At 66.2% G+C, this 12,265-nt stretch carries 11 protein-coding genes; all 11 read left to right on the forward strand.

Annotated features, from left to right (window positions below; genetic code table 11):
- Window positions 1-1,831 (forward strand): FimV/HubP family polar landmark protein (locus M3I54_RS34595; protein WP_254343936.1); only part of this gene is annotated, 1,831 nt, incomplete at its 5' end.
- A gap of 16 nt (window positions 1,832-1,847) precedes the next feature.
- On the forward strand, window positions 1,848-2,663 hold the full coding sequence (truA, locus tag M3I54_RS34600; RefSeq protein WP_254343938.1) for a tRNA pseudouridine(38-40) synthase TruA: 816 nt from the start codon (window positions 1,848-1,850) through the stop codon (window positions 2,661-2,663).
- A gap of 97 nt (window positions 2,664-2,760) precedes the next feature.
- Window positions 2,761-3,441: a phosphoribosylanthranilate isomerase gene (locus tag M3I54_RS34605; RefSeq protein WP_254343940.1), complete on the forward strand. Its 681-nt coding sequence runs from the start codon at window positions 2,761-2,763 to the stop codon at window positions 3,439-3,441.
- Window positions 3,442-3,517: 76 nt separating this feature from the next.
- Entirely contained in the window at window positions 3,518-4,711 is a 1,194-nt protein-coding gene (gene trpB / locus M3I54_RS34610) for a tryptophan synthase subunit beta (RefSeq protein ID WP_254343942.1), read from the forward strand.
- A 21-nt stretch (window positions 4,712-4,732) separates the two neighbouring features.
- Window positions 4,733-5,635 (forward strand): site-specific DNA-methyltransferase, encoded by a 903-nt coding sequence (locus tag M3I54_RS34615; protein ID WP_254343944.1) that lies wholly within the window; start codon window positions 4,733-4,735, stop codon window positions 5,633-5,635.
- Window positions 5,636-5,688: 53 nt separating this feature from the next.
- Window positions 5,689-6,498 carry a tryptophan synthase subunit alpha gene (gene trpA, locus M3I54_RS34620; protein WP_254343946.1) on the forward strand — a complete coding sequence of 270 codons (810 nt, stop codon included), beginning with the start codon at window positions 5,689-5,691 and terminating at the stop codon, window positions 6,496-6,498.
- 156 nt (window positions 6,499-6,654) lie between these two features.
- On the forward strand, window positions 6,655-7,527 hold the full coding sequence (gene accD / locus M3I54_RS34625) for an acetyl-CoA carboxylase, carboxyltransferase subunit beta (protein WP_254343948.1): 873 nt from the start codon (window positions 6,655-6,657) through the stop codon (window positions 7,525-7,527).
- 190 nt (window positions 7,528-7,717) lie between these two features.
- Window positions 7,718-9,028 (forward strand): bifunctional tetrahydrofolate synthase/dihydrofolate synthase, encoded by a 1,311-nt coding sequence (gene folC / locus M3I54_RS34630; protein WP_254343950.1) that lies wholly within the window; start codon window positions 7,718-7,720, stop codon window positions 9,026-9,028.
- 62 nt (window positions 9,029-9,090) lie between these two features.
- Window positions 9,091-10,014 carry an SPOR domain-containing protein gene (locus tag M3I54_RS34635; RefSeq protein ID WP_254343952.1) on the forward strand — a complete coding sequence of 308 codons (924 nt, stop codon included), beginning with the start codon at window positions 9,091-9,093 and terminating at the stop codon, window positions 10,012-10,014.
- A gap of 7 nt (window positions 10,015-10,021) precedes the next feature.
- Entirely contained in the window at window positions 10,022-10,516 is a 495-nt protein-coding gene (locus M3I54_RS34640; RefSeq protein WP_254343954.1) for a CvpA family protein, read from the forward strand.
- A gap of 125 nt (window positions 10,517-10,641) precedes the next feature.
- Window positions 10,642-12,186 (forward strand): amidophosphoribosyltransferase, encoded by a 1,545-nt coding sequence (gene purF / locus M3I54_RS34645; protein WP_254343956.1) that lies wholly within the window; start codon window positions 10,642-10,644, stop codon window positions 12,184-12,186.
- Window positions 12,187-12,265: the final 79 nt, after the last annotated feature.

Here is a 12,265-nt window from a genome sequence, read left to right on the forward strand (position 1 = left end):
TGCTACACCCGCCAGCACACCTGCCGCTGCTTCGAGCGCCGCTGCCGAGGCTGTAGCGGCTGCATCGTCGGCTGCCGCCACAACGGCTGGCGCGAGTTCGGCCAGCGCTGCCGCGACGACTGCGGCAACTGCCTCGGCAGCCGCAGCGAGCGGCCCCGAAGCGGCCGCGCAAGGCGCTTCTGGCGCCGCTGCGCTGGGCGCTAGCGCTGCAACGCCGGCGTCAGCGGCCAGCGACTCGCACGTGTGGAGTGGTTCGATCCAGGCCGCCCCGGCCAGCGGCGCCGCAGGCGCGTCGGCCCAAGGCGCGAAGGGCGCGCCCGTGACGGTCTCCAGCCTGCAGCAGCTCCTCGCATTGAAGAACCGCGTGCTGATGGCGTTGCAGCAGCACGGTATCGGCAAGCCGGCGCAGACGGCGCGCAGCGCGTCCGCGGGTGCGCCTGCTGCGCAAGGCGGTGCGCCTGTGCAGAACGGCGCGGCGAACGCCGGCCCGGCTGGCGGTCAACCGGAAGTCTCGCCGATCGCCATGGGGGCCGTGGCGGCGATCGTCGTGGCGCTGCTGGCGCTGTTCGTGCGTCTGCTCATGCGCAAGCGCAAGAAACCCGCTGAGCAGGCGGCTGAGGTCTCGCCCGAAGCGCACGAGCCGACGCCGTCTGCATCGGCTGCCGCCGTTGCCGCCGCGCCTGTGACCGAGGAGCCGCCGGTACTGCACGAGCCGATTTCACGCGCCGGGGATGAACCGGGCGTGAACGAAGCCGCGCCTGTGGAGGAAGCCGAATTTGTGCCGCCGGTTGCGCCGGCTGAACCCGAAGCGGACGAAGTCGCGATCACGCCAGTGCCCACGCCAGCCGTCTCTTCCGCGCCGCTCGAACACGAAGAAGCGCTGCCGCCTACGCTAACCGAGACGCTGCACCCGGCCACCCCTCAAGCGCCTTCGGTTGCGCAGGAAGCTCACGCAACACACGAATTGCCGCACGGCGTCGAACCGGGTGAACCGCAGACGCTTGCCGACGCGGCCGAAGCCGCCGGCCTCGCCGCCGCGGCGGAGCTGGGCGCGGATGCGCTGCCGCCCGAAAATCTCGGCGCGCCGCGCGCAGCCGAAGACGCCGAAGCGCTGGCGCGCACGCTGGAAGAACCGGCGGACGCCCAAAAGCCTGCTACGCCTGATATCGCGCTCGATTTCGGCGGCGGCGCACCGCAAGCCGCGCAAGCGCCGCAGGCCGAAGCGCCCATCGTGCAAACGCCGCCCATCACCGAAGCCTTCGAGCGCCCGCCGGCGCCGCTTTCCGCACCTGTAATTCCGTCAGTACCGGTAGTCACCGCAGAAGACATGAGCTACGCCGAAGTACCGATCGCGTTCCCGCATGATGCAGTTGAAGCGCTGGGCGGCCTCGACCTGCCCCTGCCGCCGCGCATCGGGGAGCCGGTCATGCCCACGGAGCCGCTCTCGACTGAGCCGGCTGCCACGCCCGAGGCGTCGGCGCGTCTTGCGTCGCCGTTCTTCGAGCCGCCTGCGCCGCTGGCGGGCGAGGCCATCGAGGCCGGTACGGCAGGCGCAGGCGCGCTCGCGGGCCTCGGCGCGCCGCGCTTTGGCGCGCTCACGCTCGACTTCGACCTGAACCTCCCAGCCGATTCGGCCGAGCCGCTGCCGGTCTTCACGCCCGAGCAGCTCGCGCGCATCGCGCGCAACAAGCTCGACCTCGCGCACGAATACATCGCGCTTGGCGACGTGTCTGGCGCCCGCTCGCTCATCAACGAAGTGATCGAGTCGAACGACCCCGCCACGCGCAGCGACGCGCAGGCGCTGTTGTCGACGCTCGCTCCGCTTTCGTGACGCTGCTGCAAGCCGTATGCGTATCGCGCTAGGAATCCAGTACGACGGCGCCGCGTTCTGCGGCTGGCAGTCGCAGCCGCATGGCAAGACAGTGCAGGACGCGCTCGAACGCGCGCTGCGCGAGTTCGCCACCGTGCCGCTGTCCACCATCGTCGCGGGCCGCACCGACACGGGCGTGCACGGACTCGGCCAGGTGGTGCACTTCGACACTGACCTCGACCGCACGCCGTTCTCGTGGGTGCGCGGCACCAACGCGTTCCTGCCCTCCACGGTGGCCGTGCGGTGGGCCAAGCCGATGCCCGAGGCGTTCCACGCGCGCTTCGCGGCGTTCGAGCGCACCTACTACTACGTGCTCTACGTGAACCCCGTGCGCTCGCCGATGCTGGCGGCCCGCGCGGGCTGGATCCACACGCCGCTCGACGTCGATGCCATGCGCGAGGCGGCGGCGCACCTCATCGGCGAGCACGATTTTTCGTCGTTTCGCTCGTCGGAGTGCCAGGCGAAGACGCCGGTGAAGCATCTGTACCAGATCGACATCCGGCCGCAGGGCGACTTCATCCACTTCCGCTTTCGCGCCAACGCGTTCCTGCATCATATGGTGCGCAACCTCATGGGTTGCCTCGTGGCCGTGGGGCGAGGGCGCTATCCGGCAGCGTGGATGGCCGAGGTGCTGGCAGGCCGCGACCGTACTGTGGCCGCGCCGACCTTCATGCCCGACGGCCTCTATCTCGCCCAGGTAGGCTATCCTGATGTGTTCGCGGTACCCGCGCCGGATACCGCCAGCGTGCCGTGGAGCTCGATCTGGAGCGACGCGCCCGAAGGCCATGCCTGAGGCAGCCCGGCGTATTGCACCGCGAATCGCACCACGAATCACGTCGCGATTGAAGCATCGGGATTGAATCATCGAGACCAACAACGCATCGAGAACCATGACGTCAGCCGAGCAACCCGCCCCCGCGCACCGCACCCGCATCAAGCTGTGCGGACTTTCGACGCCCGAGGCGGTTGCGCACGCCATCGACCTCGGCGCCGACGCCGTCGGTATCGTGTTCTATCCGCCCAGCCCGCGTTCGGTGAGCGTGGCGCAGGCGGTCGAGCTCACGCATGACCTGCCGCCGTTCGTTTCAGTCGTGGGCCTCTTCGCGAACGCCACGCCGCAGTGGATGAGCGAAGTGGCGAGCAATGTCTCGCTCACGATGCTGCAGTTCCACGGCGACGAAACGCCCGAGCAGTGCGAGTCGCTTGCCTCCGTTGCCGGTTTGCCCTGGTTGCGCGCGCTGCGGGTGGCGGCCGATACTCAGCAGGCCGATTTGATAGAATCGGCTAATCGTTATTCATCAGCCAGCGGCCTGTTGTTCGACACCCATGTCGAAGGTTACGGCGGCGGCGGAAAGGTCTTCGATTGGTCACTTATTCCCGCAGGGCTCGCGCGTCGGGCCGTTTTGAGTGGTGGCTTGAACGCGCAAAACGTCGGTGATGCGATTCGCCAGGTGCGTCCGTTCGCTGTCGATGTCTCCAGTGGCATCGAGGTCCCGGGCGCAAAGGGCGTGAAGGATCACGCCCGCATGGCGGCGTTCGTGCGCGCAGTGCGCGAAGCGGACGCGGGATAAATCCGGGGTGGATGCCCCTTTGGCCGGCACGGCCCGCGCAACGCGGTCCTCCCAAGCCCGGCCGAGTGAGTGACTTATGTACAATTTGCCAGATGAACGCGGCCATTTTGGCCCTTATGGCGGCGTATTCGCTGCCGAAACCCTCATGCAGGCGATCGACGAACTGCGCGACGCCTACGCGAAATTCAAGGACGATCCCGACTTCCGCGCCGAATATGAGCGCGAGTTGAAGCATTTTGTCGGCCGTCCGTCGCCGATTTATCACGCACAACGGTGGAGCGAGCTGCTGGGCGGCGCGCAGATCTATCTCAAGCGCGAAGACCTGAATCACACCGGCGCGCACAAGGTGAACAACGTGATCGGCCAGGCGCTGCTCGCCAAGCGCATGGGCAAGCCGCGCGTGATCGCCGAAACCGGTGCAGGTCAGCACGGCGTGGCTACCGCGACGATCGCGGCGCGTTTCGGCATGGAATGCGTGGTTTACATGGGCGCTGAGGACGTGCGCCGCCAGGCCGCCAACGTCTACCGCATGAAGCTGCTGGGCGCGACCGTGGTTCCGGTCGAGTCGGGCTCGCGTACGCTCAAGGACGCGCTCAACGAAGCCATGCGCGACTGGGTCACCAACGTCGAAAACACCTTCTACATCATCGGCACCGTGGCGGGCCCGCACCCGTACCCGATGATGGTGCGCGACTTCCAGCGCGTGATCGGCGACGAATGCCGCGTGCAGATGCCCGAAATGACCGGCCGCCAGCCTGACTCCGTGATCGCCTGCGTGGGCGGCGGGTCGAACGCGATGGGCATCTTTTATCCGTATATCGAAGACACTTCCGTGCAGTTGATCGGCGTCGAGCCTGCCGGCGACGGCATGGACACGGGCCGTCACGCCGCCTCGCTCGCGGCGGGCACCGTGGGCGTGCTGCACGGCAACCGCACGTACCTGCTGCAGGACGAGAACGGGCAGATCATCGAGACGCATTCGGTTTCGGCGGGCCTCGACTATCCGGGCGTCGGTCCCGAGCACGCTTGGCTCAAGGACATCGGCCGCGCGCAGTACGTCACAATCGACGACGAGGAAGCGCTCAAGGGCTTCCACGACTGCTGCCGCATCGAAGGCATCATTCCCGCACTCGAATCGAGCCACGCGCTCGCGTATGCGGCGAAGCTCGCGCCCACGTTGCCGAAGGAGAAAATCCTGCTGGTGAACTTGTCGGGCCGCGGCGACAAGGACATGCACACGGTCGCTGAGCGATCGGGCATCCAGTTCTGAGCGCCCGGAGCGACGTAAGCGATGCGTGACGAGTTCGACGAGCCGGAGATACCGGCGCCCGTGGGCGAGGTGAACGCCGAAGCGGCTGCTCTGGAAGCCGCCGAGGCGGTAGCCAACGCAGCCGCCGAGTTACCCACACTCGCCACGGTGCCGGAAACCATCCGGCTCCTGAACCGCGATTTTCTGACCGATGCAGCCAACCTGCCCGACGCCTCGATCGACCTGATCGTCGCCGACCCGCCCTACGGGCTCGGCAAGGACTACGGCAACGACTCCGACATGCGCTCGGGCGAGGATTTCCTCACCTGGACGTATGAATGGCTCGACCTGGCGATTCCGAAGCTCAAGCCCACGGGCTCGCTCTACGTGTTCTGCACGTGGCAGTACGCGCCCGAGATCTTCGTCTATCTCAAGTCGAAACTCACGATGATCAACGAGATCGTCTGGGATCGTCGCGTACCCAGCATGGGTGGCACGACGCGCCGCTTTACCTCGGTGCACGACAACATCGGTTTCTTCGCGGTTTCGAAGGATTATTACTTCGATCTCGATCCCGTCCGCATCCCGTACGATGCCGTCACGAAGAAGGCGCGTTCGCGCAAGTTGTTCGAAGGCAGCAAGTGGCTGGAGCTCGGCTACAACCCCAAGGACGTCTGGTCCGTCTCGCGGCTGCATCGCCAGCACGCGGAGCGCGTGGATCATCCCACCCAGAAGCCCCTGGAAATCGTCGAGCGTATGGTGCTCGCGAGCTGCCCGCCGGGCGGCCGCGTGCTGGACCCGTTCATGGGCAGCGGCACCACGGCAGTGGCTTGCGCACGGCAGCAGCGCGAATTCGTCGGCTATGAAATCAACGAAAGTTACTGCGCGATCGCGCGCGAACGCGTAAGCGCGGCCGCCGCAAGCGCCGTTGCGGCCGGCGCCTGATGCGCCGCCGCCGGACCTGCGCGCAGTAACCCCTAAAAGCTGAGGACCCTGAAATGTCCCGTATCAAGACTACGTTCGAGGCGCTTGCCGCCCGAGGCCGCAAAGGCCTGATCCCGTTCATGACGGCAGGCGACCCCGATCCCGCGCGCACCGTCGAGTTCATGCACGCGTTGGCCGCAGGCGGCGCCGATGTCATCGAACTGGGCGTGCCGTTTTCCGACCCGATGGCCGACGGCCCCGTGATCCAGCAGTCGTCCGAGCGCGCGCTCGAAAAGGGCGTGACGCTCAAGAGCGTGCTCGCCGACGTGAAGCGTTTTCGCGAAACCGACGACAAGACGCCCGTCGTGCTGATGGGCTACGCGAACCCCATCGAGCGCATGGGCGCCGACGCGTTCGCGCAGGCCGCGCAGCAAGCGGGCGTGGACGGTGTGCTCGTGGTGGACTATCCGCCCGAGGAGTCGGTCGAGTTCGCGGCGACGATGAAGGCCGCGAGCATCGATCCGATCTTCCTGCTCGCGCCGACTTCAACCGATGAGCGCATCGCCGAAGTGGGGCGCGCCGCGAGCGGCTATGTCTATTACGTCTCGCTCAAGGGCGTGACGGGCGCCGCGAATCTGGACGTTTCGAGCATCGCGGATAAAATCCCGGCGATCAAGAAGCATGTCTCGCTGCCCGTGGGTGTGGGCTTCGGCATTCGCGACGCGCAAACGGCCGCTGCCGTCGCGCAGGTTTCGGACGCCGTGGTGATTGGCAGCCGCATCGTTCAGTTGCTCGAACAGGCAGCGCCGGAGACGGCCGCCGACACGCTCACGCAGTTCATCATGGGCATCCGGTCGGCGCTGGACGAAGTCTCCGCCGGGTAGTGCCGCGGGCGAACGCAGTTGGCTAGATTCGAGACTGCTGTAAAATCCACTTTTCGCCATGCGCGGTCGGGGTCGGAACCCGGTCGGTTTTACCGATCGGGCGACTGGATCGATCCGCCGCGCCCGCGCATCACGAAGGTCAAGGAAGGAACATCAATGAGCTGGCTCGATAAACTGCTGCCGCCCAAGATCAAGCAAACCGATCCGAAAAGCCGCAAGAGCATTCCGGAAGGGTTGTGGATCAAGTGCCCGTCGTGCGAAGCGGTTCTGTATCGCAACGACGTCGAGGCGAATCTCCACGTTTGCCCGAAGTGCGATCACCACATGCGCATCAATGCGCGCGAGCGTCTTGACGGCCTGCTCGATCCGGAAGGCCGCTACGAGATCGGCCAGGAGATCGTTCCGGTCGACGCGCTCAAGTTCAAGGACAGCCGCAAGTACCCGGACCGCCTGAAAGAGGCGATGGACGAAACCGGCGAAACCGACGCGATGGTGGTGATGGGCGGCGCGATCCGCACGCTGCCCGTGGTGGTGGCCTGCTTCGAGTTCTCGTTCATGGGCGGCTCGATGGGTTCGGTGGTGGGCGAGCGCTTCGCGCGCGGCGCGCAAAACGCGCTCGAGCAGCAAGTGCCGTTCATCTGCTTCACGGCTTCGGGCGGCGCGCGCATGCAGGAAAGCCTGCTTTCGCTCATGCAGATGGCCAAGACCACGGCCATGCTGACCAAGCTGGCCGAAGCCAAACTGCCGTTCATCTCCGTGCTGACCGATCCGACGATGGGCGGCGTTTCGGCGAGCTTCGCGTTCCTCGGCGACGTGGTGATCGCCGAGCCGAAGGCGCTGATCGGCTTTGCCGGCCCGCGCGTGATCGAGCAGACCGTGCGCGAAAAGCTGCCGGAAGGCTTCCAGCGCGCCGAATTCCTGCTGCAGAAGGGCGCGATCGACATGATCCTGGACCGCCGCAAGCTGCGCGACGAAATCGCGCAAATGCTGGCGCTGCTGCAGCGCCAGCCCGCCGACGCGGTGGTTTGACCCCTGCTTTGAGCGATCTGCGGCGCTGCACGTGCCGCAAGCCGCAATGCTTTGCCCAACGCGCCGCGAGCGAAAGCAAGCGGCGCGTTGTCATTTCCGCGATAATGCCGTTCTTTCGAAGCGGATCATTCGTGTGAACCCTCCGCCGTTGGCGGCGTCTCACGCGCAGCACCTGGCAATTTCTATCCCGATGAGTACCTTTCCCACCCTCGACGCGTGGCTCACGCATCTCGAAACTGCGCATCCGGTCGGCATCGACATGGGGCTGGACCGCATCCGTCAGGTGAAGGACGCGCTGGACCTCAAGTTCGAATGCCCGATCATCACGGTTGGCGGCACGAACGGGAAGGGCTCGACCTGCGCGATTCTCGAAACGATCCTGCTCAAGGCGGGCTATCACGTGGGGTGCCACACCTCGCCGCATCTGCTCGAGTTCAACGAGCGCGCGCGCGTTGACGGCCAGCAGGCCAGCGACGCCGAGCTGCTGCCGCACTTCGAGGCCGTGGAAGCCGCGCGCAATTCGCTCGCCAAGCCAGTGACGCTCACGTACTTCGAGTTCACGACGCTCGCGATCATGCATCTGTTCGCCTCGCGTGGGCTCGACGCCGTGATCTTCGAGGTGGGTCTGGGCGGGCGCCTCGATGCCGTCAACGTGCTCGACACCGACTGCGCGATCATCACGAGCATCGACCTCGATCACACGGAATACCTCGGCGACACGCGCGAGAAGATCGCGTTCGAGAAGGCCGGCATCTTCCGTGCGGGCAAGCCTGCGATTTGCGCCGACCCGATGGCGCCGCAGTCGCTCATCGACCATGCTGAGGCGATCGGCGCCGAACTGTGGCTCTTCGGCCGCGATTTTCGTTACGAAGGGCAGCCTGGCAACGACCGCCAGCAATGGAGCTACGTGGGCCCGACGATGCGGCGCTCGGCGCTCGCCTATCCGGCGCTGCGCGGTGCGAACCAGCTGATCAACACCTCGGCTGCGCTCGCGGGCCTCGAGTCGCTGCGCGACCGCGTGCCGGTTTCCGCGCAGGACATTCGCCTCGGCCTCGCCAACGTCGAACTGCCCGGGCGCTTTCAGGTGCTGCCGGGCAAGCCTTCGATCATTCTCGACGTCGGCCACAACCCGCACGCGGCAGCCGTGCTCGCGCAAAACCTCGGCAGCATGGGCTATTTTCCGTACACCTACGCGGTGTTCGGCGCGATGCGCGACAAGGACATCGCGGGCGTGATCGAGCATCTGAAGGGCGAGATCGACCACTGGTGCGTGACCGATCTGCCGCTGCCGCGCGCGGCCACGGCCGAACAGCTCGAAGAAGTGCTGCGCGATGCGGGCGTAACGGACGGCGCCGATAGCAGTGTGACACGCTATGAAAATCCCGCTGCCGCCTTCCAAGATGCGCTAAAACGTGCAACCGAAAATGATAGAATTATTGTTTTCGGAAGTTTTCTGACGGTTGCCGGGGTCATGGCCTGGCGAAAGTCACAGCAACATTGACCGCCCGGCACCCGCACGCCGCCCACGTAAGACAGGCCAGGTAGGCCAACAGCAAGCCATACATGGGAATTTTCTCGTTCGGCAAGAAAGATGACGCTGACGCGCCCCGCCGGCGCGGCACTGAGTCCGGCTCCAGCCGGCGCAGCAATCAGAGCACGCGCGTGGAGCGGCGCAGCCGCCGGCCGGACCGGTCGGGCGACGCCGAGGCAATGCTGCTCGACCCCACGCTCCCTGAAAAGCAACGCGCGCGCCGCCGTCTCGTCGGCGCGATCGCGCTGGTGCTCGCGGCCATCGTGATCCTGCCGATGGTGCTCGATTCGCACCCGAAGCCCGTCACCGACGACATCGCCATCGACATTCCTAGCCGCCCGGCCGACAAGGCCGCCGCGCGCCAACACGACGCCGAAGACACGCAAGCCGGCGTCGCCCCCGACAATCCCGCAGCCGCTGAAGCGACGCCTGGCGCGTCGGGTCTTGCGGCCGCTTCGGGCGCCGCGGCCACGCAGAGCGCCCAAAGCACGGACACAACGCCGGCAACGCCTGCCAAAAAGCCCGCACAGGCGGCAGCCGCTGCGCCCCAATCGACACAAACCGCCCAGACACAAAAGCCTGCCGCCAAGCCTGCGGCGTCGGCGAGCACGAGCGTCGCCGCGAACAGCAAGCAGACGACTGCAGCAACCGACAACGCCGATACCAGAGATGGAAACGGCGCGAAAGCCGAATCCGGCACGCTGGCGGCGCCTCCGGGCGCGCGTTTCGCGGTGCAGCTCGGCGCGTTCTCGAACGGCACGACAGCGAACAATTGGGTGACGAAGTTGAAAGCGGCGGGTGTGCCCGCATATACGGAACAGCGTAAGGAAGCGGACGGCACGACGCGCACGCTGCTGCGTGCGGGCCCGTTCCCGGACCGTGCCTCGGCCACGGCGGCGATCGCCAAGGTGCGCGGCGCAGGCCTGATGGCGGGCTCGAACGCCAACGCGGAATAAGCCGTCGATGTTGACCGCATTCGACTACGCTGTAATGGCGGTGATAGGCCTGTCGGCGCTGCGCGGCGCGTGGCGGGGCTTGATCGGCGAGATTTTTGGATTGATCGGCTGGATCGCGGCGTTGCTCGTGGCCTGCCGCTACGTGGACCACGTAGTGCCCTGGATTCCGGCGAACTGGCCGGGCGGGGCGCTCACCCAGTGGCTGATCGCCTTCGCGCTGATCGTCATTGCCGTGGTGCTCGTCGCCGGCGTGGGCAACGCACTGATTGGCCGTCTGGTGCAGGTGAGCGGATTGTCCGGCGTTGACCGTTCGCTCGGGATGATGTTCGGCCTCGTGCGAGGCGTCGTGCTGGTGTTGATCCTCGTCGTCCTCGGCGGGCTGACCGAGCTGCCCCAGCAGGACTTCTGGCGCCACGCGCTGCTGCGGCCGTATGCCGTGCAGGGCGTGCTCGAACTGAAACCGCTGTTGCCCGAGGCGCTCGCGGCCTACGTACGCGTCTGATCAGAAGTTGATCGGGCGCGATGCGAGGCGAAGCTTCCCGGCAACACTGCCCATTTGCGGCGCTCGACCGGTGTTGATGAACCCGGGCGACCCGCTACCGATTTCGCTTTTTTGAAGGACCTGCCATGTGCGGCATCGTAGGCGTAGTTTCCCGCTCTCCCGTCAACCAGCTCCTCTATGACGCGCTGCTGCTCCTCCAGCACCGCGGTCAGGACGCGGCCGGCATTGCCACCGCGGACGGCAGCACGTTCCATATGCACAAGGCCAACGGCATGGTGCGCGACGTGTTCCGCACGCGCAACATGCGCAGCCTCCCCGGCACCAGCGGCATCGGCCAGGTGCGCTACCCGACGGCCGGCTCGGCGTCGAGCGAAGAAGAAGCCCAGCCGTTCTACGTGAACGCGCCGTTCGGCATCGTGCTCGCTCACAACGGCAATCTCACGAACTGGCAACAGCTCAAGGAAGAGATGTTCCGCGTGGACCGCCGCCACGTGAACACCAATTCCGACACCGAAGTGCTGCTCAACGTGCTCGCGCACGAAGTGCAGCTCGCCACTTCGGGTCTCGAACTCGATCCGGCGACGCTCTTCAAGGCGGTTTCGGGCGTGCACCGCCGCCTGCGCGGCTCGTACGCGATCGTCTCGCTGATCGCTGGCCACGGCCTGCTCGCGTTCCGCGACCCGTTCGGCATCCGCCCGCTGTGCATCGGCAAGATGGAAACGCCGGAAGGCACCGAGTGGATGCTCGCATCGGAATCGGTGGCGATCGAAGGCATCGGTTTCGAATTCGTGCGCGACGTGAACCCGGGCGAGGCGGTGTTCATCGACTTCGAGGGCAACTTCCACTCGCAGCAATGCGCCACGGCGCCGACGCTCAACCCCTGCATCTTCGAACTCGTGTATCTCGCGCGTCCGGACTCGGTGCTCGACGGCGTGCCCGTGTACAACGCTCGTCTGCGCATGGGCGACTATCTCGCCGAGAAGATCAAGCGCGAGCTGCCCGACGTGAAAATCGACGTGGTCATGCCGATTCCCGATTCGTCGCGCCCCGCGGCCATGCAGGTTGCGAACAAGCTCGGCGTGGAGTATCGCGAAGGCTTCTTCAAGAACCGCTACGTGGGCCGCACCTTCATCATGCCGGGCCAGGCCATGCGCAAGAAGTCGGTGCGCCAGAAGCTCAACGCCATGGGCATCGAGTTCAAGGGCAAGAACGTGCTGATCATCGACGACTCGATCGTGCGCGGCACCACCTCGCAGGAAATCGTGCAGATGGCGCGGGACGCCGGCGCGACCAAGGTGATCTTCGCTTCGGCTGCGCCCCCCGTGAAGTACCCGAACGTCTACGGCATCGACATGCCCACGCGCGGCGAGCTCGTCGCGCACGGCCGCACCGATGACGAGGTGGCGCGCATCATCGGCGCAGATTACCTCGTGTATCAGGACGTGGAATCGCTCAAGCAGGCAGTGCGCGACATCAATCCGGAGTTGAAGGGCTTCGAGGCTTCGTGCTTCGACGGCGACTACGTCACCGGCGACATCACGAGCACGTACCTCGACAACATCGAGACGGCGCGTCTCGCGCCCCTGGCGCAGTCGGACCGCGACGCCGCAAGCGACGCGATGGACGGCGGCTCCCGCTCGCAGTTGCACCTGCAACTCTCGGTGGAGTGATCCCTTCGGCAAACGCGAGCGTGAGGCTCGCGTTCTCGCCGAATCCGAAAGCCCGCTTTCTGCTAACGCAAAAGCGGGC

It is taken from the genome of Paraburkholderia sp. CNPSo 3274 (assembly GCF_024206475.1).
GTDB lineage: Bacteria > Pseudomonadota > Gammaproteobacteria > Burkholderiales > Burkholderiaceae > Paraburkholderia.